Below are 21,876 nucleotides of genomic sequence, written 5' to 3' on the forward strand. Positions count from 1 at the left end.
AATATTAAGTTTAGTGTATTCGGGGCGCAAATTTGCGCAAAATATCGGCAAGATCGGGCGAGTTGACTTTCGATGCGGCCTTTTGAAGCGTACACCATTTGCGTTTCCGTTGCCCTGTCTCAGGAAAACGACTCTGAACCTGATCCACATGCAGCGGGTAGACTTCCACCGCGCACAGAACCGGTCCACGCTTGGCGCAGGTTTTGGCCATCGAGAACTGGCCAAGCTTGAACGGCACACATGTGCCAACCACACCCGCCTCTTCCCAAGCCTCCTGAGCCGCGGTTTCCGAGGCGCTTAACCCATCAATCAACCAACCCTTCGGGATGATCCAGCGCTGCGCCTTGCGGGAGGTGATCAAAAGAACCTCAGGATGACCCCGCGACAGCCGATAGCACAATGCAGCTGCCTGAGGCAGGACCGGCACCTGCCCCATATTGAGGTCTAGACTGGACGCCCGAGAAACTTTCATCGCGCCGCACTCACTTTCGCATCAGATCAGTGCCTGTATACCGCGTCTTCCGTTAAGCTTTTGTATCGCGGTCTGTTAAACTTAGTATACCACATGATGCGACAGCGACCAAATTTAACCGCTACATACGCGCGCTGAGCCTGCGAACTAGAACATCGTGCGAGATATCCGCGTCCATCGCCAACCGGCGCAAACCAAAGTGAACATGGGCGATCTGCTGGTAGTATCGGGTGTAGATGTAATTCGTCCCACCCCCCGCAAGCGCCCCCAGAACTGGTACGGATTGCGCTGCCAATTTCTGACCCAACACAACCGAGAGCTTCGGAGCCACCGCTGCAATCAGTTTCTTCATCGCGGGGCCTGTCAGCGTCAGACGCACGGAAAAGAACCCTAGCTCCGCTCCGTCATCGTGTGACAAGGGACCCGCAGCCGCCAACACCCGAACACAGTCGAATTTCACGTTTTCTTCAGCTGGATCAAAGCCTTCGCGCGCTGCCGCCCCCTGGATTGAGCGCAACAGCATAGCCGTGGTCGCTGGCAGCTCGACCAAAGCGGTAGAAAGGCCACCTATTCCGCCCGCAGCGCCCATTGCCGTTGTCACCGCAGTGTTCACCCAAGGGGCCTGATCCGGTACGACCTGCCGCGATCCTTGTGCCGCCTGCATCGCCATCCAAAGGGCTTGTTCGGTCGCTCCGGTCAAGCCGTCGCGCAGGGGTTCGGGCAGTTGTTCCAGCAACGACTCCGCGGACCCGCCCAAAGCGTTGAGCAGTTTGACACCCACCCCACCGGCCGAGCGGTAGTGTTTCGCCAAGCGATCCAATTCCGCGTCCGCGTCGACACTGTCGATCAGTATAACATCCTGCATCCGAACCCTCCGTTCCTTGAAAGATCGGTATTTCGGCGCGGTGTTTCAATAGCTCAGCGCGTCCAGCGGGTTACGGCTCCGGCGATATTGTCCCACTTTCCGGGGCTCAGAGCCATGCCCAAAACACGCTCTGGGTTGGTTGGCGGGGGCATCTCAACCCCCCTCAATGGCGTGAAACCAAAACGGGCGTAATACGGCGCGTCGCCGACCAGCATGACCCGGTCCCAACCCTTTTCCCGCCCCGTTTCGACGCCGGAATGGATGAGGTAGCCGCCAAGTCCCTCGCCCTGATGCGTGGGGTGAACTGCAACAGGACCCAACAGCAAGGCGTCATGATCACCGACATGAACAGGCCAGAACCGGATCGCTCCGGCCAGAATTCCCTGCCCATCGCGCGCAACCAAAGACAAACCGGCCACCGGAGGTACATCATCGCGCAAACGGTAGGAGGAAAGCGCCTCGCGCCCCGGCGCAAAGCACAGATCATAGAGAGCTTCGACCTCCCACCAATCCTGCGGCTCTTCCGGCCTGATCGCGAAGTGCTGCACGCCTGCCCTCTTTTCCTAGCTGGCAATCGCCCTAGCACTTCGTTACGCCTTGGGCAAACGCTTGGAGACCATATGTTCTATCGCCCCGAAGACGGCCACGGCCTGCCGCACAACCCGTTCAACGCCATCATCACCCCGCGCCCCATCGGATGGATTTCATCGCGTGACGCAAATGGGATCAACAACCTGGCGCCTTACTCATTCTTCAACGGGGTCGCCTACACCCCGCCACAGGTGATGTTTGCCACAACCGGAACAAAGCACGATCAGGACGGCGGCAAAGACAGCATCGCCAATATCGAGGCAACGGGCTTATTCTGCGTGAACATTGTAGCCTTTGCCCACCGGGATGCGATGAATGCGAGTTCAGCCGGACTGCCAAAAGATACCGACGAATTTGCCCATGCAGGCCTGACAGCGGTCGAGTGCGAAACCATCGCTTGCTCACGCGTTGCAGATGCGCCCGCTGCGCTGGAATGCAAGCTGACCGAGATCACAACCCTACCCGGTGAGGCGAACCGCGTTGTCTTTGGCGAAGTTACGGGTGTTCATCTGCGTGACGATTGCCTGAAGGATGGCAAATTCGACGTGACAACCTTCCAGCCTTTGGCGCGGCTTGGCTATCGAGACTATGCCGTTGTCACCGAGTTGTTTTCACTGAACAGGCCTGATGATTGAGGCCTGCCCTTAGGGGGCGCTGCCCCCGCCGCCCTGCGGGCGACTCCCCCGGGATATTTCCAGCCAGATGAAGCAGGGGATCCTTCATTCATCTGGCTAAAAATACCTCGGAGCGCGAGGCAGAGCCTCGCAAATGACTCAGTGGCCGCCCAGGATGCCGGTACGGACCGAGTAGTCCACGGCCAAGCCGTAATCGGGGTCATCGTCGCTATCGACCATCAAGTGGCCCGCTTTGTTCAGCAGCTTGTGGCAGTCGTGGCTAAGATGGCGCAGCATCACACGCTTGCCCGCAGCCTCGTATTTTGCAGCAACGTTTTCGATGGCCTGAAGTGCGGATTGATCGACAACGCGGCTTTCGGCGAAATCCACGATGACCACGTCAGGATCGTTCGGAACGTCGAACAGCTCAACAAATCCGTCCGACGAGCCAAAGAACAACGGCCCCTGAATTTCATAGACTTTCGCGCCCTTTTCCGTCTCAGAATCGCGGGTGACAGCATGAATACGCTTGGCGTTATTCCATGCATAGGCCAGGGCCGAAACAATCACGCCAACGACAACCGCAACCGCAAGGTCTTCCATCACCGTAACGACAGTCACCAGAACAATCACGAAGGCGTCCATCAAAGGCACCTTGCGCATGATCTTGAATGAGTTCCAGGCGAAGGTCCCGATCACCACCATGAACATTACGCCAACCAGCGCAGCCAGCGGGATTTGCTCGATCAGCGGCGAGGCGAACAAAATGAAGATCAGAAGGAACAGAGCAGCCGCGATACCTGCGATCCGGGTGCGGCCTCCAGATTTCACGTTGATCATCGACTGGCCGATCATGGCGCAGCCACCCATGCCTCCGAAGAAGCCGGTGGCGACGTTTGCGACACCCTGCGCGATGCATTCCTGCGAGGCTCCGCCACGCTTGTTCGTGATCTCACCCACAAGGTTCAGAGTCAGCAGGGATTCAATCAGGCCGATGGCGGCCAGAATGACCGCGTAGGGCAAGATGATCTCAAGCGTTTCAAAATTCAACGGCACCATCGGGATGTGGAAGGCAGGCAAACCGCCCTCGATCGAGGCCAGATCACCGACGCGCGGCACATCCAGACCAAAGCCGATCACGAGCGCGGCAACCACCAGAATACCGGCCAGCGGGGCCGGAATGATACGCGTGATCCGTGGCATGACCCAGATCACCGCCATGGTCAGAGCGACAAGACCCAACATGGTATAAAGCTGCATGCCCGAGAGCCACTCGCCCCCGCTCATCCCGTGGCCGGTGTTTTCCATGGTTCCGGGGACCTTAAACTGGCCCATCTGCGCCAGAAAGATCACAATCGCCAAACCGTTCACAAACCCCAACATCACCGGATGCGGCACAAGGCGAATGAAACGCCCCCAATGCATCGCGCCGGCAATCACCTGCAGAATGCCCATCAAAACCACGGTTGCGAACAAGTACTCGACCCCGTGCTGCGCGACCAACGCCACCATCACGACCGCCAGCGCACCAGTCGCGCCAGAAATCATACCCGGGCGGCCTCCGATCAGCGCGGTGATCAGGCCGACCATGAAGGCCGCGTAAAGACCAACCAGAGGATGCACGCCCGCGACAAAGGCAAAGGCCACGGCCTCGGGCACCAGAGCCAGAGCAACGGTCAGACCCGACAGCAGCTCAATCCGCAGGCGCGACACGGTCAGGCCTTCATCTGGCACCCAACGGAGATCGGGCTTGGCTATACGGTTGGCAAAGCTTGCCAGCATGGCTCGGGGCATGGGGTGGTCCTGTGGGTCTTTATGTTCGCGCGAAAGGGGGCCTTTTACCTGTCAAAACCCCCAAGAGATACCGCGCCCAGCGGGACCCTGATATGCGTCAATCGCATAGCTTTACAGCACAACTCGCGACGAAACGGTGCAAATGGCTGAGACCACTTGCCAATTTCGCCTGTGACCCGCAGAGTTTGCCCGCATGAATCGAGCAGCGGAGACCCAACGTGACCCAAACAAAAATCGGCGTTATCGGCGGATCAGGCATTTACGACATCGACGGGCTGGAAAATGCGGAGTGGGTCCGGGTCGATACGCCGTGGGGCGCGCCCTCCGATGAGGTTCTGACTGGCTCATTGGACGGGGTCGACATGGTGTTCCTGCCGCGCCATGGGCGTGGACACATCCATTCACCGACCGAAGTCCCCTATCGCGCCAATATCGACGCTCTGAAGCGGCTGGGGGTGACGGATGTGATCTCAGTCTCCGCTTGCGGATCGTTCCGCGAGCATATGGCGCCGGGAGATTTCGTGATCGTGGATCAGTTCATCGACCGGACCTTTGCACGTGAGAAAAGCTTCTTCGGAACCGGCTGCGTCGCCCATGTCAGCGTGGCGCATCCGACCTGCCCGCGCTTGTCGAATGCCTGCGAAGAGGCCGGAATAGCCGCCGGCATCACCGTGCATCACGGCGGCACCTATCTGGCGATGGAGGGGCCGCAGTTTTCGACCCTGGCCGAGTCCAAGATGTACCGCGAACAATGGGGTTGCGATGTGATCGGCATGACAAATATGCCAGAAGCGAATCTCGCCCGCGAAGCTGAGCTTTGCTATGCCTCGATCGCGATGGTGACTGACTATGACAGCTGGCACCCTGATCATGGCGAGGTCGACGTGACCTCGATCATTGCAACCCTCACCGTGAATGCAGAAAAGGGTCGAGCTTTGGTAAAAGGACTACCGGCCTTGTTGGGCCCGGTCCGCACGCCCTGCCCGCATGGTTGTGACAGGGCCTTGGACCACGCGATCCTGACGGCCCCGGAAGATCGCGACCTGACCGTGCTGGCAAAGCTGGACGCGGTGGCGGGCCGGGTTCTGTAGTCTTACAGTGGGGGCAGATTGTCCTGTACGGTCTGCCACAAGCCATGCGACCAGAGATCATTGTGGGTGCCGCCCTCGATAATGAACAATTCCGCTTCGCTTCCTTCGGCAAGCGCTGTTCCGTGATGTGGCGGGACCACGATGTCCTCGGTGCCGTGGAAGATTAGCGTCGGCACCTCGATCTGGCCGATAATGTCGCGTGTGGCGAACTTGTCCTGCATGAGAAGTGAGACAGGTAACCACGGGTAGCGCTCGGCCGCGACATCAACGGTTGCGGTAAACGGTGCCTCCAAAACCAGTAGCTCCGCGTCGGGGCGCTGCGCGGCAACAGCCGCTGCGACGCCGGTTCCAAGGCTCTGACCGTGGAGCACAACGGGTTGGCCCTGCGCGCTTAGTTGGTCATAGAGGGCCAGACCGTCAGCGACGAAAGCGGCCTCGGACGGAGTGCCATCGCTGCCGGGGAACCCTCGATAACTGGGCGCGAGCAGACCAAAGCCGCTGTTCAGGATTTCGCGCAGCCGGTCGGCGCGGTCCCCAAGATTGCCGCTTTGCCCATGGAAAAACAGAACGGTCGGCGCACCCTCAGCCACTGCAGGCGCGGACCAGACCGCCAGGTCGGTGCCATCCGGCATGGGCAGCGACAGGACCTCGACATCCGCCAAACCGACCGAGCTGGGCTCAGGCAACGCGCCGGATGGTTTGAACAGCAGATCGCGCTGATTCACATACATATAAACCACGGCCAACACATAGAGCGCCGCGATCACCGCAATCAGGACAAACGCGCCTTTTCTCAGCCGCGCTGTCTGGTCGTGCGTCATTTTCTGAGTCTGCTCCATCGGGGCCTCCGTTCATCCGTCTTATCAGTCTGGGCATCGATGCGCGGGATTCAAGAGAGATGTATCAGGCTTAATCCGGCCTTTAGAATTACTGGGCGAGGCTGAAACCGCTTGACGCCTGCCCCGTGTGAGGGCTTGCTGCGAGGCGAACAGGAACAGGATGGACCATGTCTTTAGAACTCTGGCTGGCTTTCGTGGCCGCATCGACCGCGTTGCTGCTGATCCCCGGACCGACCGTGCTGTTGGTTCTCAGCTATGCGCTTTCAAAAGGGCGCAGCGTGGCGGTTGCCTCGGCCACCGGGGTTGCCGTTGGTGATCTTGTTGCGATGACAGCGTCTCTGTTGGGGCTGGGCGCATTAGTTCTAGCATCCGCGACGTTGTTTTCCGTGTTGAAATGGATCGGGGCCGCCTACCTGATCTGGCTGGGCATCAAACTGTTGCGCAGCGCGCCATCCGGCGGGTTGAACCCGGTTGAAACAGGGCGAGACGTCACCGCGCGCGGGGTTTTTGGGCATGCGGCGGCGGTTACCGCCTTGAACCCGAAATCGATCGCCTTTTTCATCGCCTTCGTCCCGCAGTTCCTGCGCCCGGCCGAACCCCTGGGCCCTCAATTCGCGATCCTGATCGCGACCTTCGTGGGTCTTGCTTGGCTGAACGCTCTCGCTTATGCGCTTTTGGCTGATCGACTGCGGCTCATGATCGGGCGCGCTGGCGTGATCAACGCAATGACCCGGTTCGGAGGTCTGGCTCTGATCGGTATGGGCGTTGCGACGGCTGTTCTGCGGCGACCCGCCTAATTGTCTGCGTGTTCTTTCATGAACCCGCGGATAAAGCGGCGGATTTCGCGTGCAGCTGACGTGTCCAGCTCTTTGCACAATTCGACAAAGGCATCACGTTCGTCCTTGTCCAGACGCAACACCAACTGACTGTTTTTCTTGGTAGAACCCTTACCGTCTTTCTTCGCCACGCGCCTTAATCCCGCAAACCACTTGATTCTTTCCGCGATGCAATGTATATACATAGCATATAGGATGTAGATATCGGGCACCTAACAACAAAAAAAGGATTTTGGCAATGAACCTTCATGCGGCTCAAGCATTTCTTTTGCGAGACCAGCGCAATTGGCGCAAACCTCACCTGTCGTGGCTGCCCGCCACGCTGTACCGGTATTACGGGCTATCAAAGGCCGTCCCGAACCGTCGTAGATAGGCGCAGGCGGCATTCTATCCTTGCAAGGTTGACCCCAATGGGCCAAACACCCCCGCGTGTTCTGATGCCAAAAGGGTGCCTCATGTCCAGAAACAACTCGGTCAAGGATTACATCCGAACCATCGTCGATTTCCCTCATGAAGGGATCATGTTTCGGGACGTCACCACCCTGTTTGCCGATCCGCGTGGGTTTCGCATGGCCATCGACCAGATGCTGCACCCCTATGCGGGCGAGCGGATCGATAAGGTCGTCGGGCTTGAAGCGCGCGGTTTTATTCTGGGCGGCGCTATTGCACACCAGTTGAGCGTCGGCTTTGTTCCCATCCGCAAAAAGGGCAAGCTGCCCGGCACCACGATCAGCCAAGACTACAAGTTGGAATATGGCGAGGCGATCGTCGAGATCCATGATGACGCCATCCAAGCAGGCGAGAAGGTTTTGGTCGTCGATGATCTGCTGGCAACCGGCGGCACCGCTGGTGCTGGCATCAAACTGATCGAGCGGCTGGGGGGGGAGATCATCTCTTGCGCGTTTATTGTGGATCTTCCTGAGCTGGGCGGCCGCAAAGTGCTTGAGGATATGGGCATGGATGTGCATGTACTTTGTGAATTCGAAGGTCTGTGAGCCGAAAAAACTCACATATTATTGTATTGAAATTTGAAACAGCGTCGGCTTAGCGCTGTTTCACGGCTGTTCAAGGCAATTCTTTGCGCAGATGGCGTGATCCGAACGCGTCGCGCACCGTATCCCCGTTGATGCTGCTTGAAGCATTTCTAATTTGGGAGACCACAAAATGTTCCGCAAACTCGCAGTCGCTAGCGTCGCAACGATCCTGTTGGGCACATCCGCAATGGCAGACGGTCATAGCAAAGACATCGTCGATACCGCCGTCTCAGCCGGTAGCTTCGAAACCCTCGTCGCCGCCGTTCAGGCCGCCGAACTTGTAGACACTCTGAAAGGCGAAGGTCCCTTCACCGTGTTCGCCCCTACGGATGAAGCGTTCGCAGCTCTGCCTGAAGGCACAGTGGCCGACCTGCTGAAGCCCGAAAACAAAGACCAGTTGGTCGCCGTGCTGACCTACCATGTGGTGCCGGGCAAAGTGATGTCGGGCGATCTGTCCGATGACATGACCGCGGCCACGGTACAGGGCGGCGATATCACGATTGATCTGGATTCGGGCGTGATGGTGAATGACGCCAACGTCGTTCAAGCCGATATCGAGACATCGAACGGCGTAATCCACGTGATCGACAAGGTCATTCTGCCCGCATCGTAAAGCAAGTCGTAAAGCAAGCAGACACGGTCCGGGGCGTCCATCGTCCGGGCCGTGTCTACGCCTTCAGGATCGCTCCGGGATTCATGATCCCTTTTGGGTCCAACGCAGCCTTGATCCCTCGCATCGCCTGAAGTTTGACGGGATCGCCATAGCGCTCTAGGTCCTCGACCTTCAACCGCCCTACCCCGTGTTCCGCGCTGACCGAGCCGTCAAACGCGTGAACAAGATCGTGAACCGCGCTCTTCACCGCTTTGCGGTGGCCATCAAAGGCATCGCGGCTCTGACCCTTTGGCGGGAAGACGTTGTAGTGAAGGTTGCCATCGCCCAAATGCCCAAAACAGTTGATACGGAACGGGCCCAGGGCGCCGATCACCTCGGCACCTTGCCGAATGAATTCGGGGATAGTCGAGATCGGGACCGATATATCATGGCTCGAGACGGACCCGATCAGGCGGTTGGCCTCAGGGATACGCTCACGAACAGCCCACAGCGCGCGGCGCTGCGCCTCGCTCTGGGCAATCACGCCATCTTGGACAAGGCCCCGAGGCTCCGCAGCAGCGAAAATCGCCTCCAAACGCTCAGACGCGGTCTGCCCGGCCGCCAATCCAAGCTCGATAAGCACGCTCCATTCGGGCGGCGTATCGAATGGCTGGCGCACATCGGGCAGCACCTCGGTCAGGAAATCCAACCCTTGCCGGTGGATCAGTTCAAACGAACTGACCGTCTCGCCCACCAAATCGCGCGCAAGGGCCAGCAGGTCGATCGCGGCCTCGGGCGAGGCAACTTGAAACATCGCTGTTCCTACCTCAGCCGGACGTGGAAACAGCTTAAGGGAGGCGGCGGTGATGATCCCAAGCGTCCCCTCGGACCCGATCAGTAGATTTCGTAAATCATAGCCCGTGTTGTCTTTTCTCAACCGGCTCAGGCCATGCCAAATTTCACCGCTGGGCAACACCGCCTCTAGCCCCAGACACAGATCACGTGCATTACCATATCGCAGCACGTTGACGCCCCCGGCGTTGGTCGCGAGGTTGCCCCCGATCCGACACGATCCCTGCGCGGCCAGAGACAGGGGAAACAGCCTGTCCGCCGCCTCTGCCGCGGCCTGCACGTCCTCAAGAACAGCCCCAGCCTCGGCAATCAGCACGTTTTCAGTTGGATAAACCGCGCGAATGGCGGTCATACGCTCCAGTGAGATCAACAAAGGTGCTGGACCGGAGGTCATGATCTGCCCACCTACCAAGCCCGTGCCGCCGCCATAGGGCACAACCGGCACGCGCGCACCCGAGGCAAGCCGTACCAGCGCCGCCACGTCCTGCACGTTGCGCGGCAAGGCCAACAACCCAATTTCGCCCGCAAACCGGTTGCGCGGCTCTTCCAGGTAACGTTCAGAAACCGGACGCAACACATCATCGCCCAATTCAGCGCGAATGGCGTCAGCAAGCTTGGCATCTGCGGGGTTCAAATCCATTCGCCTTCCTTGCCCAACATGCGCGCGACCGGCAAGCCCTATTCCAGATCGATCAGATATTGCGGCTCTAGCACGACGACTGTGGGCCGATCCGGCAAGCTGCGCAGCGAGACAGTCAGCTCAGACACACCTTCGCGCACGACCGGGAAGTCATTGCGAATATCGACGAGAAAGCGATCCAGCGAGAACCCCGAGAACCAATGCATGGGAATAATCACCGAGCTTTTAAGCCGCTTGAGGACCGAGATCATCTCGGGCAGAGGCATGGTTGTCCCGCCATCGACGGCTGCCATCACAACATCCAACCGCCCCAGTGCGGCAAATTGTTCATCCGAAGGCACGTGATGCAAATGCCCCAAATGACCGATGCACAGCCCTTCGACCTCGAACACGAAAATCGAGTTCCCCTTCTCCTCGACCCCACCATAGGACGACCGGATATCGGTCGAGACATTGCGCACCAGCATCTCGCCCAGATCCAGATGATGGTCGATCCCCTGCCCGAACTCACCCCACCCCGGCAGCACGTGTGGAATGGCTGGGTCGGGATGCGCCGTCCAATGGGTGCTGTGCGCGTGGTTCATCGTCACGACATCGGGGATCAGATCAGCGCTGCCGATGAACCCGGTGAAATCCGTGACCGCGTTCAACCCACCCGCAGTCTGGATCAGAAAGGAGGCATGCGCGACATAGCTGATCCGCACCGAAAACTCCGGCACCGGATCCTGCCAAGCGGCTTTGTGCAGATATTCAATCCCAGGTGCTGCGTCGGCGATGGCAATACAATGGCTTGGCCGCCGCTCCTGCGCCGCAGCCGCACCCGAGAGAAATATCAATACAACCACAATCCAACGCATAGGAGGAGTGTAGCGCATCCCACCGCTGAGTCATGCCCCTTGTTCATCTGGCCAAAGATATCCCGGGGGAGGCGCGGCTTGCCGCGACGGGGGCAGAGCCCCCTAACCTGCGTCCGTCCTGCCCCGCCGGTCCGACCGCAAGCTGGCGTAAAGAACATGCGTCCGCCATCGTCCATTGATCTGCAGATAGGACTGCGCCACGCCCTCGTATTTGAAACCCGAGCTTTCCAACAACCCGCGTGAGGGCTTGTTTTCGGGTAAGCACGCGGCCTCAATCCGGCTCAGGTCCAAACGGGTGAAGGCGTGGTGAACGACCGCTCCGATGGCCTCGCGCATATAGCCGTTGCGCGCAAAGCTCTGCCCGGTCCAATAGCCTAGGGTTCCAGCCTGCGCAGGACCGCTGCGGATGTTATCCAGCGTGATCGCCCCCACCAGCACGTCGTCTGAACGGCGGAACAGAAACAACGGTATCGCGGTGCCACTGGCGACCGAGCGCTGTGCCCAATAGACCCGGTTGGTGAAAGACTTGCGGCTTAAATGGTCCTTCGCCCAGATCGGTTCCCAGGGGGTAAGGTACTCCTCTGAGGCGCGACGCAGAGCGGCCCATTCGTTGAAGTCGGAATGCACAGGCGGGCGCAGCCTGAGCCGCGCGGTTTCAAGTCTCAGCTTGCGCCTGCCCAACAGCATCACGCCGCACGCCTCTCCTGCAGTTCTGCCAAGGACGGCGCGTCTGAGACCGGACCATAGAGCGCCAAGGCCGCCGGGGCCTGAACGGCCATACGTTCAGCGAAGGCCCGGACATCCTCGGTACTGACGGCATCAATCTTGGCGACGGTATCTTCCAACGAAGGCACCCGCCCCCAGATTTGCACCAGACGCGCCAGACGCTCGGCCCGGTTCGAGGGGCTTTCCAGACCCATCAGCATCCCGGCTTTCATCTGCGCACGGGCACGAGCGACCTCTTCTTCGCTCATGTCTTCGGCAGCGCGCTTCATCTCGTCTATCGTGATGGTTGCAAGCTCTGCGACCTGATCGGCAGATGTCCCCGCGTAGATCGTGGTCGTGCCGGTATCCGCATAGGCCCCGGTCTGTGCAAAGATCGTGTAGCAGAGCCCGCGCGACTCGCGCACTTCCTGGAACAGGCGCGAAGACATGCCGCCGCCCAAAGCCGTCGAATAGATCTGGGCCGTATAGATTCCATCATCGCGATAGCCGGGGCTTTCCAGAGCCAGAGCAAAATGCGCCTGCTCCAGATCTTTCACCTGCCGGGCTTCACCACCGGTGAACCGAGCGGTCTCGGGGATCAGACCTTTGCGCGGCTGTAGATGGCCAAACATCTCTTCGGCCATTTTCATCAGCGCGTCATGGTCGACAGCACCCGCCGCAGACAGGATCATTTGTTCGGGGCCATAATGCTCGGCCACGAAGCCAGAAAGATCCTCTCGCGAGAAGGAACTCACCCGTTCAGACGGGCCGAGTATGGTGCGACCCAGCGGCTGGTCGTGATAGCTTTGCTCCTGCAACCAGTCGAAAATCACATCGTCGGGCGTGTCATAGGCCTGCCCGATCTCTTGCAGGATCACGCCGCGTTCAACCTCGATCTCACGTGGATCAAAAACCGGGTTCAAAACGATGTCACCGATCACGTCCATCGCCAGCGCCACGTCATCCTTCAAAACACGGGCGTAGTAGGCCGTCACCTCGCGCGAGGTATAAGCGTTGATATAGCCACCTACATCCTCGATCGCCTCGGCGATTTGCAGCGAAGAACGCCGCTCGGTTCCCTTGAACGCCATATGCTCAAGGAAATGCGCTATCCCGTTCTGCTCGATCCGCTCATGCCGCCCGCCGGCGGTTACCCAGATGCCGATGGCTGCCGATTGCAGCCCCGGCATATGTTCACTGACGATACGAAAGCCGTTCTTCAGCTGGTCTTGTCTGACTGTCACTCAGCGATATGCCTTCTGATATGATCCTCGAGGGCACCCAGATCATTGGCAATCCGCGTCACCCGTTCCGGACGTTCATACAGATCAGACATGCGGGATGGAAGAGGCGGATGTTCCCCGCTCGCCTTCTCGACCGCTGCCGGGAATTTCGCCGGGTGCGCGGTGGCCAGAGTGATCATCGGCACATCTGCTGCACGGTGGTCCTCAGCCACTTTGATGCCGATGGCCGAATGCGGACAGACCAGCTCGGCACTGTGGGCCAGAGTGTGTTTGATCGTTTCAAGCGTCTCATCCTCGGACACGCGGCCCGAATCAAAGCTCTCGCGCAGGGCCTCCATCGCGCCTTGGCTGACGTTGAAGCCGCCGGATTTCAGCTCATCCATCAACTTAGCGACTGCACTTCCATCCTCGCCATAGGCATAGTACAGGGCGCGTTCAAAGTTTGAGCTGACCTGAATATCCATCGACGGGCTGATCGAGGGGATGGTCTCGCCCTTGAAATACCCCTCACCCGACAGGCAACGATGCAGGATGTCGTTCTGGTTCGTCGCTACGACCAGCCGGTCGATGGGCAAACCCATGCGTTTGGCCAGATAGCCTGCGAAGATGTCGCCGAAATTGCCGGTCGGCACGGTGAAGCTGACCTTGCGATGCGGCGCGCCAAGGCTGACAGCGGCCGAGAAGTAGTACACGATCTGCGCAAGAACGCGGGCAAAGTTGATCGAGTTCACGCCCGCCAGTTTGACCTCATCCCGGAAATCGAAATCGTTGAACATGTCCTTCAGCGCGGCCTGACAGTCGTCAAAATCGCCATCCACGGCGAGCGCATAGACATTGCTATCCGCTGGCGTCGTCATCTGGCGGCGCTGCACCTCAGACACCCGCCCATGCGGATAGAGGATGAAAACATCCACCGCATCCAGCCCCCGGAACGCCTCAATCGCGGCCGAGCCGGTATCGCCACTGGTCGCGCCAACGATGGTCACACGGTCGTTGCGGCGTTTCAGGGCCACCTGGAACAACTGACCAATCAACTGCATGGCAAAATCCTTGAAGGCCAGAGTGGGCCCGTGGAACAGTTCCAGCAGGAAGTGGTTCTCGTTCAGTTGTTTGAGCGGCGCTCGGGCGTCGTGGCCGAAGCCTTCATAGGCGCGGGCGATGATCTGTCTGAACTCATCCTCTGCGAAGGAGCCGCTGACATAGGGCCACATCACGCGAAACGCGATCTCTTCGTAGGACAGACCGGCCATGGCGGCGATCTCATCATGGCTGAGCGTTGGGATTTCGGCGGGTAGGTACAAGCCACCGTCACGGGCCAGTCCAGTCAGCATCGCCTCTTCAAAGCTCAGTTCCGGCGCTTGGCCACGGGTCGAGATGTATTTCATTGCGAGTCACTCTCAGAAGGGGCGCGATTGCGCCACAGGAAGTATCCGGTCATCGCGGCCCAGACGAGGGCCAGTCCAAACCATGTGATTGCATATTGCATGTGATCATTGGGAATTCCGGCCGTGTCGACCGGCAGCGGCGTCACGCCCGGATCGGTCTGAGACCGGGCGATCAGCAGAATCGGCTCAGCCCCCAGAGCGGCAGCCAGATTGGGCACGTCGCGGGCGAACCAGATGTTGCTGTCGATATCGGCCTCAGGCGTATAGCTGTCGATCTCATCGGGCCAATGCAGGTTGCCTGTCACCTCCATCGGGCCGGTCAAACGATCAGTCTGCTTGGCCGTGGTTGGCACAAAACCGCGGTCCACCAGAATGGTGCGATCCTGGGTACTGAATGACTGGATGATGCGATACCCGGCACCGACCTGCTTGACTGAGACCAGAACGTGGATCTCGCCAGGCTCCATATCACCGGAGATCGTCACAGGCAGATATTTGTCTTCATCCTCTGACACCTGTTGCGGCAGCGGAACTGGTTCGGCGGCGATGCGGCTGTCAATCTCGGACAGGATCTCTTGTTTCCACGCCAGACGCTGGACCTGCCACGTACCAAGCCACAGCAATACGCCCAAACCGGCGAGACTGAAGATCAGCAGAAATAGAGTGCGGCGCATGGAAGGACTATCGCTCGTTGCAGGAACCGGCGTCTTGTTAAGGGGGGCAGGCACGAGAATGCAACCACGCAATTGTATGGGGCGCAATCTTGCCCTCGAAAATGCGAAAAAGCCGCCCCGAAGAGCGGCTTTTGCAGTTCAAAACTAGTGTCGCTTAGAACAGCGGCGCCTGTCCCCAGATGTAGACTGCGAAGAACAGGAACAGCCAGACCACGTCAACGAAGTGCCAGTACCAGGCTGCGGCCTCGAAACCGACGTGCTTCTCGGGGGTGAAGTCCCCTTTCAGCGCACGGATCAGGCAGACCGTCAGGAAGATCGTGCCGATGACCACATGGAAGCCGTGGAAACCGGTTGCCATGAAGAAGTTCGAGTAGAACTGGTCACCGCCAAACTGCCAGTCCTCATGAGCCAGCAGTTCGTAATATTCAAACGCCTGAAGTGCAGTAAACAGGATACCCAGCACAATACCGATCGCCAGACCATTGATCAGCGCCTTGCGGTCATTGTCATGTACCAGAGCGTGGTGCGCCCAGGTGATCGCACAGCCCGACAGCAGAAGGACCAGGGTGTTGATCAGCGGCAGGTGGAACGGATCAACCGCGTGGATATCCGGCTGGATGTATTCGGTGCCCGCATAGTCGTACATCGGGTACATGCGATGTTTGAAAAACGACCAGAACCAGGCGAAGAAGAACATCACCTCGGACATCACAAACAGGATGAAGCCATAGCGCAGACCGATACGCACAACTGGCGTGTGGTCGCCCTGACGGCTTTCCACAACGACTTCGGACCACCAGGCGAACATGGTGTACAGCACGGCAACGAGACCGGCCCAGAATAGCCACGGTGTCACACCGTGCATCCAAAGGACGGCTCCGAACAACATCACAAAGCCACCGACAGCGCCGATCAGCGGCCAGATCGACGGGGCCAGAATGTGATAATCATGGTTTTTTGCGTGTGCCATCAGCGTCCCTCACCTAAAGGCGTTAGTTCGTGTTTGTGTCTTCCTGCGTTTCAAGGGCGGCATAGCCCTCGGGCAGGTCAATTTCGTAGAATGTATACGACAGAGTAATCGTATGCACATATTTCGCTTCGAGGTCTTCGACCATTTCCGGATCAACAAAGAAGCTGACCGGCATCTCGACCCGCTCACCGGGTTGCAGAACCTGCTCTTCAAAGCAGAAACAGGCAATCTTCTGGAAATACCCACCTGCCGAGTACGGCGCGACGTTGTAGGACGCCTGTCCGGCAATCGGGCGATCGGTCGGGTTGTAGGCCTCGTAAAAGGCCAGCCCGGTTTCACCGATGCGAACCTCCATCTCGCGTTCGACGGGCTTGAACTCCCACGCCATGTCCTTGGCTTTGGATGCGTCGAAACGGACCGTCACTTTGAGGTCGAGGATATCATCAGGCGCGGCTTCGGCGACGCCGGTGGTGCCTCCGAATCCTGTGACACGGCAGAACCAGTCGTAAAACGGCACAGCCGCCCAGGCGAGGCTGCCCATCAGGACAACCACACCCACGGTTTGCACAACAGTTTTCTGAGGACCGGACAGAGCCATCAGTTTTGCACCTCCTGCACGGGTTGCCCCAGGCTGGTGCCCGAGACCTTGACGATTGTGAGGCCGAAGATGATCACGATGAAGGCCGCAAGTGTCAGGCCAACACCTAGGTTTCGGCTGAAACGACGTTGGTGAATTTCATGGCTTTTGCGCAGGCTCATCACCACCCTCCCAAGCCGTAGGGTTTCAGCAGCGCCTCAACCAGAATCGCGCCAAAATGCAGGAACAGGTACAGCAGAGACAGCTTGAAGAAACTCCGCTCGACCTTGAAATTGTCCGCTTCCGCGTCGTCTTCGGTACGGCGCGAGATCTGCCATGCGCCGCGCAGGAACAGGGCGTTCAGCACCAGGGCAACTGCCAGATAAATAGGCCCACCGATGTCTGAGAAAGCGGTGCCAACGGCAAGAACAGCCAGAAGGCCGGTGTAAACGAGAATATGCTTACGGGTCGCGCGACGACCATGGGTCACGGTCAACATGGGCACGCCCGCATCGTCATAGTCCGAGCGCATGAACAGCGCCAATGCCCAAAAATGCGGAGGCGTCCACATGAAGGTCAAGGCAAACATCAGCCACGGCTCAAGCGTCATTGACCCGGTTGCGGCAACCCAGCCGATCACCGGAGGGAACGCACCTGCCGCGCCGCCAATCACGATGTTCTGCGGCGTCGAGCGCTTCAGCCACATCGTGTAGACCACAACGTAGAAGAAAATGGTGAAACCCAGAAACGCGCCGGCGAACCAATTGGTCGCAAGGCCCAGCATGATAACCGACAGGCCGGACAGCGCCAAACCCAGCGACAGCGCCTCGCCTTCCTGTACCTTACCAGCGGGAATCGGGCGGCCTTTGGTCCGCTTCATCACCCGGTCGATATCCGCATCCCACCACATGTTCAGCGCGCCTGACGCGCCGCCACCGATGGCGATGAACAGGATCGCGCAGAAGCCCACGAAAGGATGCACCGACACCGGAGCGGCCAGCAAACCGACCAGAGCCGTAAACACGACCAGAGACATCACACGCGGCTTCAGCAGGGCGAAATAATCGCCAAAGCTGGCCTCATCCGCGTATGCCTTGGCGGTCGATGTGCTGGCATTGATGCTTGCGTCGGTCATCTCGGGTCCTTTTGGGGCGAAAGCTGCGCGGTTTAGCGCGCAGCTAACGAGTATTCTAAGGCGCGAACGCCCAGTCTACGCTCAGTTCGAGGCCACCTGGAAGTTCTGCGGCGTGCCCGCATATTCTTCGATCGCGCCATTCAGCCACTGTTCGTAGGCCTCTTCGCTGACCACTTTTACGGTGATCGGCATATACGCGTGGTCCTTGCCGCAAAGCTCGGAACACTGGCCGAAATAGACGCCCTCTTTGTCAGCTTCGAACCACAGCTCGGCCAGACGACCGGGAACGCCGTCCTGCTTCACACCGAAGGACGGGATCGTCCACGAATGGATCACGTCAGATGCAGTAACCTGCATCACGATGACCTTGCCGACCGGAACCACAACGGCGGTATCGGTGGCCAGCAGCCATTCGTCGTCGCTATAGCCCGCATCAGCCAGTTTGGCGCGCATGGCGTCATCCAGAACGAAGGGGGTTACGTCCGCATCTGCGGGGCGTGCACCCTCATCCAGCGTAGCCGGGTGGCCAAGCAGGTAGCTGTCGAACGCGAAATCGTGATCAACATATTCGTAAGTCCAGTACCACTGGTTGCCGACCACCTTGATGACAACGTCACCTTCGGGAATTTCCTGCTGCTTGAACAGAACCGGCAGAGAGAAGGCACCAATGAACACCAGAATCAGGATCGGGCCCAAAGTCCAGGCGATCTCAACCGGGGTATAGTGCGAGAACCGCGCCGGTGTCGGGTTGGCGCGCTGATTGTAGCGAACGATGCAGTAAACCAGCAGGGCCGCAACAAACAGGCAGATAACGGTGATGATCACCAGAATCATCGCGTCCAGCCTGTGAATCCCGTCTGCAAGGCTGGTCGCTGCGGGTTGAAAGCCCATTCCACCGTCAACCGGCTTGCCAATTATCTCAAGCTCCTGAGCCATGGCGGGAAGGCTGGAGAGGGCCGTAGCAAGCCCGGAAAGCATCAAAGCATTCTTCATGTCTTGTCCTGATCGTTTGATCTTTGCGTCTCTGGCGAAAAGGTATGAATCGGTGAAACCACACCCGTTGTCTTTGGCCGCGTTAAAAACCATATTCCTGCGGGTAGATAAAGCAAAATGCTTGCGTCAAACAGACGCTATTTTTGATCTGGATCAAACCGGAAAGGTTACAACCCATGACTCAGGCCCCGTTTCGCCCGTTTGAAAGCGCTCTTCCGCATGATGAAGCGCTCTCCATTTTACAATCGGCGACCGCCGGGGCCGAGGACGGAGAACTGTTTGTCGAACGGCGGAAATCCGAGTCTTTGATCTTTGACGATGGTCGATTGAAGACCGCATCCTACGATGCCTCAGAAGGATTCGGGCTGCGCGCCGTTCAGGGCGAAGTCGCAGGCTACGCACATTCGACGGATGTTTCGATTCCCGCATTGAAGCGCGCGTCCGAGACAGCTCGGCTGGCCGTTGGCGACGGAGGGGGCACCTTGGCCGTGGCCCCTATGGCAACAAACAAACGCCTCTATACCGATGAAGATCCCATCGAAACCGCCAGCTTCCCGGTCAAAGTTGAGACTTTGCGAGAGATCGACGCATTCGCTCGCGATCTGGACCCCCGCGTCGTGCAAGTCAGCGCCACGATCGCCGCCGCGGTGCAAGAGGTCGAGATCCTGCGCCCCGACGGCGTGCTGGTGCGCGACGTGCGCCCGATGACCCGGGTAAATGTCTCAGTCATTGTCGAGCAGAATGGCCGCCGTGAAAGCGGCTCGGCTGGTGGCGGTGGCCGTGTAGGGCTGAGTGGGCTGATCGACCCTGCCGACTGGCAGAGCAAGGCGCGTGAGGCCCTGCGGATCGCACTGGTCAACCTCGAAGCTGTCCCCGCCCCGGCCGGAGTGATGGAAGTCGCCTTAGGCCCCGGCTGGCCCGGTATCCTGCTGCACGAAGCCATCGGGCACGGGCTGGAAGGGGATTTCAATCGCAAGGGCAGCTCGGCCTTTGCAGGTCTGATGGGGCAGCAGATTGCCTCCAAGGGCGTGACCGTAGTGGATGATGGCACGATTGCTGATCGGCGCGGCTCGATCACAGTGGATGACGAGGGAACGCCAAGCTCTCGGACTGTGCTGATCGAGGACGGTATCCTGACTGGGTACATGCAAGACCGCCAGAACGCGCGCCTGATGGGCGTCGCGCCTACCGGCAATGGACGGCGCCAGAGCTACGCGCAAAAACCGATGCCGCGCATGACCAATACGGTGATGCTGGGCGGCGATTCCGACCCGGCCGCTCTGGTTGCTGATATCAAGGACGGGATCTGGGCCGTGGGTTTCGGTGGCGGTCAGGTCGACATCACCAACGGCAAATTCGTCTTTTCCTGTACCGAGGCCTACCGGGTCGAAAACGGCAAGATCGGCGCTCCGGTCAAAGGCGCGACGCTGATCGGGGATGGACCCTCTGCGCTGAACCGCATCCGTGGGTTGGGCAACGACATGGCGCTGGATCCGGGAATGGGAACTTGCGGCAAGGATGGTCAATGGGTGCCGGTAGGCGTCGGCCAGCCAACGGTTCTGATGGACGGACTGACCGTTGGAGGCTCCGCCGCCTGAGTCGGAATCACCTGAGTTAAGAAAGGCGCAGGGTTAACGCTGCGCCTTTTCGCCAGAGGGGTGGAGGTCAATTGGAATTTCGATCTCCGCATCCGGGAGAATTTTTTATCATTATTATTCAATAATTTAGAAACGTCACCTAAAGATTTCATCAGGAAAATTGCATCTAATTTTCGACGATTTACAGGCTGTTAACCCCGACACCCGTAAACCAGTTCTGCAATTAGGCGGAGCATCGGATGACCGAAGATCAGCATTCTTCCAATCACCCCCCACTCCCACCCACCACGGAAGAGGATCGGTTTTCGTGGCTCCGCCTATTGCGCTCACGCAAGGTTGGTCCGGCGACGTTTCGTCGGCTGCTAAGCGAACATGGCTCAGCGGAGAACGCGCTGACCGCGCTGCCTGAAATAGCACGCGCTGCCGGAATAAACGGGTATGAAATCTGCCCTCCCGGCGTGATTGAGGCGGAACTCAAGGCCGCACAAGCCGCCAAAGCGCGGCTTGTGTGCATTGGGTCCGCTGATTTTCCAAAAGCTTTCCAGGATGTATCTGACGCGCCCCCGCTTCTATGGGCGGTTGGCGATCTTGCGATGCTACAGAGACCCGCAATCGCAATGGTGGGCGCGCGCAATTGCTCCTCGCTCGGCGCGCGTATGGCCCGCGGTCTGGCGAAAGAACTCGGGGATCTCGGCCATGTCATTGTCTCCGGTCTTGCCCGAGGGATCGACACTTCGGCCCATCTGGCGTCGCTGGACACCGGCACAATCGCCGTGATGGCCGGAGGGGTCGATGTTATCTACCCGGCCGAGAACACAGAGCTGGCGCATAAGATCGGTGAGGCCGGCCTGCGTCTGTCGGAGCAACCTATGGGGATGACACCACAAGCCCGCCACTTTCCGCGCCGCAACCGGATCATTTCAGGATTGGCGCAAGCGGTCGTGGTGGTTGAGGCCGCGGCTAAGTCAGGCAGCCTGATCACTGCAAAGGACGCGCTGGATCAGGGGCGCGAGGTTCTCGCCGTACCCGGTCATCCGTTCGATGCACGGGCCTCTGGATGCAATTTGTTGATTCGGGACGGAGCGACCTTGGTCCGGTCTGCAGAAGATGTGATCGAAGCCCTGCCCAAGGGAGAAGACATCTTCCAAACACGCAGTAAGCCCCCTGCTCCGCCAACACCCACACCCGCTGTGGCGCTGCACGATCAAATCCTGGAACGACTCGGCCCTTCCCCCATCGCCGAGGACCAACTGCTGCGCGATATTGCGGCTTCGGCCGGTGATCTTGGGCCCGCTTTGGTAGATCTGGAACTTGAGGGCCGAATCCAGCGCCAACCCGGTGGGCTTTTGTCGCTAGCAAACTGAAATGGGCGTGCCGCCACGTGGCACCCCTGTAAGGCTTCGGCTGCCCCAAAGGCCTATAGGACGCTGAAATCTTGGGTTTTTTCACACTGCAAAAGGAACGCATTGACATTCCGGCCTTGCCCCACACATTTTGCACGACCATAACAGGCGCCCT

At 59.0% G+C, this 21,876-nt stretch carries 24 protein-coding genes; 7 read left to right on the forward strand and 17 right to left on the reverse strand.

Going from position 1 to position 21,876, the window contains the following annotated elements; genetic code table 11:
- Nucleotides 1–10: 10 nt before the first annotated feature.
- The 3 genes from ACR0J4_RS05000 to ACR0J4_RS05010 all read right to left on the reverse strand — a co-directional run bounded on the left by ACR0J4_RS05000 (nucleotide 11) and on the right by ACR0J4_RS05010 (nucleotide 1,885).
- Nucleotides 11–472: an NUDIX hydrolase gene (locus tag ACR0J4_RS05000; protein ID WP_170554631.1), complete on the reverse strand. Its 462-nt coding sequence runs from the start codon at nucleotides 470–472 to the stop codon at nucleotides 11–13.
- Between the two features lie 121 nt (nucleotides 473–593).
- Nucleotides 594–1,337, reverse strand: a complete 744-nt coding sequence (locus ACR0J4_RS05005) for an EcsC family protein (RefSeq protein ID WP_170554633.1) — start codon at nucleotides 1,335–1,337, stop codon at nucleotides 594–596.
- A 53-nt stretch (nucleotides 1,338–1,390) separates the two neighbouring features.
- Nucleotides 1,391–1,885: a GNAT family N-acetyltransferase gene (locus ACR0J4_RS05010; protein ID WP_170554635.1), complete on the reverse strand. Its 495-nt coding sequence runs from the start codon at nucleotides 1,883–1,885 to the stop codon at nucleotides 1,391–1,393.
- Nucleotides 1,886–1,957: 72 nt separating this feature from the next.
- On the opposite strand from ACR0J4_RS05010, the gene ACR0J4_RS05015 reads away from it, so the two are divergent.
- Nucleotides 1,958–2,563: a flavin reductase family protein gene (locus ACR0J4_RS05015; protein WP_170640366.1), complete on the forward strand. Its 606-nt coding sequence runs from the start codon at nucleotides 1,958–1,960 to the stop codon at nucleotides 2,561–2,563.
- Between the two features lie 138 nt (nucleotides 2,564–2,701).
- On the opposite strand, the gene ACR0J4_RS05020 is transcribed toward ACR0J4_RS05015, so the two are convergent.
- On the reverse strand, nucleotides 2,702–4,336 hold the full coding sequence (locus ACR0J4_RS05020; RefSeq protein ID WP_170471921.1) for a SulP family inorganic anion transporter: 1,635 nt from the start codon (nucleotides 4,334–4,336) through the stop codon (nucleotides 2,702–2,704).
- Nucleotides 4,337–4,554: 218 nt separating this feature from the next.
- Between ACR0J4_RS05020 and ACR0J4_RS05025 the strand changes: the two genes are divergently transcribed.
- A complete protein-coding gene (locus tag ACR0J4_RS05025; RefSeq protein WP_170747292.1) occupies nucleotides 4,555–5,427 on the forward strand; it encodes an S-methyl-5'-thioadenosine phosphorylase in 873 nt (290 codons plus the stop codon).
- A 2-nt stretch (nucleotides 5,428–5,429) separates the two neighbouring features.
- On the opposite strand, the gene ACR0J4_RS05030 is transcribed toward ACR0J4_RS05025, so the two are convergent.
- A complete protein-coding gene (locus ACR0J4_RS05030; RefSeq protein ID WP_170554641.1) occupies nucleotides 5,430–6,266 on the reverse strand; it encodes an alpha/beta fold hydrolase in 837 nt (278 codons plus the stop codon).
- A 167-nt stretch (nucleotides 6,267–6,433) separates the two neighbouring features.
- Here ACR0J4_RS05030 and ACR0J4_RS05035 point away from each other — a divergent pair, with 167 nt between their 5' ends.
- Nucleotides 6,434–7,063, forward strand: coding sequence for a LysE family translocator (locus tag ACR0J4_RS05035; RefSeq protein ID WP_170554643.1), 630 nt, complete (start codon nucleotides 6,434–6,436; stop codon nucleotides 7,061–7,063).
- Here ACR0J4_RS05035 and ACR0J4_RS05040 read toward each other — a convergent pair.
- Nucleotides 7,060–7,233, reverse strand: a complete 174-nt coding sequence (locus tag ACR0J4_RS05040; RefSeq protein ID WP_170640370.1) for a hypothetical protein — start codon at nucleotides 7,231–7,233, stop codon at nucleotides 7,060–7,062. The genes ACR0J4_RS05035 and ACR0J4_RS05040 overlap by 4 nt on opposite strands.
- Before the next feature lie 324 nt (nucleotides 7,234–7,557).
- Between ACR0J4_RS05040 and ACR0J4_RS05045 the strand changes: the two genes are divergently transcribed.
- Together ACR0J4_RS05045 and ACR0J4_RS05050 are read left to right on the forward strand one after the other, a co-directional pair.
- Nucleotides 7,558–8,097, forward strand: a complete 540-nt coding sequence (locus tag ACR0J4_RS05045; RefSeq protein ID WP_170477435.1) for an adenine phosphoribosyltransferase — start codon at nucleotides 7,558–7,560, stop codon at nucleotides 8,095–8,097.
- Nucleotides 8,098–8,266: 169 nt separating this feature from the next.
- Entirely contained in the window at nucleotides 8,267–8,749 is a 483-nt protein-coding gene (locus ACR0J4_RS05050; protein WP_170640372.1) for a fasciclin domain-containing protein, read from the forward strand.
- A 55-nt stretch (nucleotides 8,750–8,804) separates the two neighbouring features.
- On the opposite strand, the gene ACR0J4_RS05055 is transcribed toward ACR0J4_RS05050, so the two are convergent.
- From ACR0J4_RS05055 to coxB, 11 genes are all read right to left on the reverse strand, one after another.
- Nucleotides 8,805–10,220 carry an FAD-binding oxidoreductase gene (locus ACR0J4_RS05055; protein ID WP_170640374.1) on the reverse strand — a complete coding sequence of 472 codons (1,416 nt, stop codon included), beginning with the start codon at nucleotides 10,218–10,220 and terminating at the stop codon, nucleotides 8,805–8,807.
- A gap of 38 nt (nucleotides 10,221–10,258) precedes the next feature.
- The gene (locus tag ACR0J4_RS05060; protein WP_170554789.1) at nucleotides 10,259–11,077 is read right to left on the reverse strand and encodes an MBL fold metallo-hydrolase; all 819 of its coding nucleotides are present in this window, start codon (nucleotides 11,075–11,077) and stop codon (nucleotides 10,259–10,261) included.
- A gap of 102 nt (nucleotides 11,078–11,179) precedes the next feature.
- The gene (locus ACR0J4_RS05065) at nucleotides 11,180–11,764 is read right to left on the reverse strand and encodes a GNAT family N-acetyltransferase (RefSeq protein ID WP_170640376.1); all 585 of its coding nucleotides are present in this window, start codon (nucleotides 11,762–11,764) and stop codon (nucleotides 11,180–11,182) included.
- Nucleotides 11,764–13,026, reverse strand: a complete 1,263-nt coding sequence (locus tag ACR0J4_RS05070; protein WP_170640378.1) for a M16 family metallopeptidase — start codon at nucleotides 13,024–13,026, stop codon at nucleotides 11,764–11,766. Before ACR0J4_RS05070 ends, ACR0J4_RS05065 begins: the two co-directional genes overlap by 1 nt.
- A complete protein-coding gene (gene thrC / locus ACR0J4_RS05075; RefSeq protein ID WP_170640381.1) occupies nucleotides 13,023–14,411 on the reverse strand; it encodes a threonine synthase in 1,389 nt (462 codons plus the stop codon). Before thrC ends, ACR0J4_RS05070 begins: the two co-directional genes overlap by 4 nt.
- Nucleotides 14,408–15,085 carry an SURF1 family protein gene (locus ACR0J4_RS05080; RefSeq protein ID WP_170554656.1) on the reverse strand — a complete coding sequence of 226 codons (678 nt, stop codon included), beginning with the start codon at nucleotides 15,083–15,085 and terminating at the stop codon, nucleotides 14,408–14,410. Before ACR0J4_RS05080 ends, thrC begins: the two co-directional genes overlap by 4 nt.
- A 154-nt stretch (nucleotides 15,086–15,239) precedes the next feature.
- On the reverse strand, nucleotides 15,240–16,055 hold the full coding sequence (locus tag ACR0J4_RS05085; protein WP_170377876.1) for a cytochrome c oxidase subunit 3: 816 nt from the start codon (nucleotides 16,053–16,055) through the stop codon (nucleotides 15,240–15,242).
- A 22-nt stretch (nucleotides 16,056–16,077) separates the two neighbouring features.
- Nucleotides 16,078–16,653, reverse strand: a complete 576-nt coding sequence (locus ACR0J4_RS05090; protein ID WP_170640383.1) for a cytochrome c oxidase assembly protein — start codon at nucleotides 16,651–16,653, stop codon at nucleotides 16,078–16,080.
- Nucleotides 16,653–16,814, reverse strand: a complete 162-nt coding sequence (locus ACR0J4_RS05095) for a hypothetical protein (protein WP_170462197.1) — start codon at nucleotides 16,812–16,814, stop codon at nucleotides 16,653–16,655. Before ACR0J4_RS05095 ends, ACR0J4_RS05090 begins: the two co-directional genes overlap by 1 nt.
- Nucleotides 16,814–17,767, reverse strand: a complete 954-nt coding sequence (gene cyoE / locus ACR0J4_RS05100; protein WP_170462199.1) for a heme o synthase — start codon at nucleotides 17,765–17,767, stop codon at nucleotides 16,814–16,816. The genes ACR0J4_RS05095 and cyoE overlap by 1 nt, the downstream gene beginning before the upstream one ends.
- A gap of 81 nt (nucleotides 17,768–17,848) precedes the next feature.
- Nucleotides 17,849–18,760, reverse strand: coding sequence for a cytochrome c oxidase subunit II (gene coxB / locus ACR0J4_RS05105; RefSeq protein WP_170471948.1), 912 nt, complete (start codon nucleotides 18,758–18,760; stop codon nucleotides 17,849–17,851).
- 176 nt (nucleotides 18,761–18,936) lie between these two features.
- Here coxB and tldD point away from each other — a divergent pair, with 176 nt between their 5' ends.
- Nucleotides 18,937–20,358 (forward strand): metalloprotease TldD, encoded by a 1,422-nt coding sequence (gene tldD / locus ACR0J4_RS05110; RefSeq protein ID WP_170640385.1) that lies wholly within the window; start codon nucleotides 18,937–18,939, stop codon nucleotides 20,356–20,358.
- A 239-nt stretch (nucleotides 20,359–20,597) separates the two neighbouring features.
- Entirely contained in the window at nucleotides 20,598–21,722 is a 1,125-nt protein-coding gene (dprA, locus tag ACR0J4_RS05115; RefSeq protein ID WP_170640387.1) for a DNA-processing protein DprA, read from the forward strand.
- Nucleotides 21,723–21,876: the final 154 nt, after the last annotated feature.

The sequence above is a fragment of the Ruegeria sp. B10 genome, assembly GCF_056539825.1.

Excerpts from the sequence above, each read along its gene's own strand:
- ACR0J4_RS05055 (WP_170640374.1), bottom strand. The coding sequence starts at position 10,220 with ATGGATTTGAACCCCGCAGATGCCAAGCTTGCTGACGCCATTCGCGCT.
- ACR0J4_RS05015 (WP_170640366.1), top strand. The coding sequence starts at position 1,958 with ATGTTCTATCGCCCCGAAGACGGCCACGGCCTGCCGCACAACCCGTTC.
- ACR0J4_RS05085 (WP_170377876.1), bottom strand. The coding sequence starts at position 16,055 with ATGGCACACGCAAAAAACCATGATTATCACATTCTGGCCCCGTCGATC.
- tldD (WP_170640385.1), top strand. The coding sequence starts at position 18,937 with ATGACTCAGGCCCCGTTTCGCCCGTTTGAAAGCGCTCTTCCGCATGAT.
- dprA (WP_170640387.1), top strand. The coding sequence starts at position 20,598 with ATGACCGAAGATCAGCATTCTTCCAATCACCCCCCACTCCCACCCACC.
- ACR0J4_RS05020 (WP_170471921.1), bottom strand. The coding sequence starts at position 4,336 with ATGCCCCGAGCCATGCTGGCAAGCTTTGCCAACCGTATAGCCAAGCCC.
- ACR0J4_RS05000 (WP_170554631.1), bottom strand. The coding sequence starts at position 472 with ATGAAAGTTTCTCGGGCGTCCAGTCTAGACCTCAATATGGGGCAGGTG.
- ACR0J4_RS05005 (WP_170554633.1), bottom strand. The coding sequence starts at position 1,337 with ATGCAGGATGTTATACTGATCGACAGTGTCGACGCGGACGCGGAATTG.
- ACR0J4_RS05050 (WP_170640372.1), top strand. The coding sequence starts at position 8,267 with ATGTTCCGCAAACTCGCAGTCGCTAGCGTCGCAACGATCCTGTTGGGC.
- ACR0J4_RS05080 (WP_170554656.1), bottom strand. The coding sequence starts at position 15,085 with ATGCGCCGCACTCTATTTCTGCTGATCTTCAGTCTCGCCGGTTTGGGC.
- ACR0J4_RS05030 (WP_170554641.1), bottom strand. The coding sequence starts at position 6,266 with ATGGAGCAGACTCAGAAAATGACGCACGACCAGACAGCGCGGCTGAGA.
- ACR0J4_RS05060 (WP_170554789.1), bottom strand. The coding sequence starts at position 11,077 with ATGCGTTGGATTGTGGTTGTATTGATATTTCTCTCGGGTGCGGCTGCG.
- ACR0J4_RS05035 (WP_170554643.1), top strand. The coding sequence starts at position 6,434 with ATGTCTTTAGAACTCTGGCTGGCTTTCGTGGCCGCATCGACCGCGTTG.
- ACR0J4_RS05090 (WP_170640383.1), bottom strand. The coding sequence starts at position 16,653 with ATGGCTCTGTCCGGTCCTCAGAAAACTGTTGTGCAAACCGTGGGTGTG.
- coxB (WP_170471948.1), bottom strand. The coding sequence starts at position 18,760 with ATGAAGAATGCTTTGATGCTTTCCGGGCTTGCTACGGCCCTCTCCAGC.
- cyoE (WP_170462199.1), bottom strand. The coding sequence starts at position 17,767 with ATGACCGACGCAAGCATCAATGCCAGCACATCGACCGCCAAGGCATAC.
- ACR0J4_RS05065 (WP_170640376.1), bottom strand. The coding sequence starts at position 11,764 with ATGCTGTTGGGCAGGCGCAAGCTGAGACTTGAAACCGCGCGGCTCAGG.
- ACR0J4_RS05045 (WP_170477435.1), top strand. The coding sequence starts at position 7,558 with ATGTCCAGAAACAACTCGGTCAAGGATTACATCCGAACCATCGTCGAT.
- ACR0J4_RS05095 (WP_170462197.1), bottom strand. The coding sequence starts at position 16,814 with ATGAGCCTGCGCAAAAGCCATGAAATTCACCAACGTCGTTTCAGCCGA.
- thrC (WP_170640381.1), bottom strand. The coding sequence starts at position 14,411 with ATGAAATACATCTCGACCCGTGGCCAAGCGCCGGAACTGAGCTTTGAA.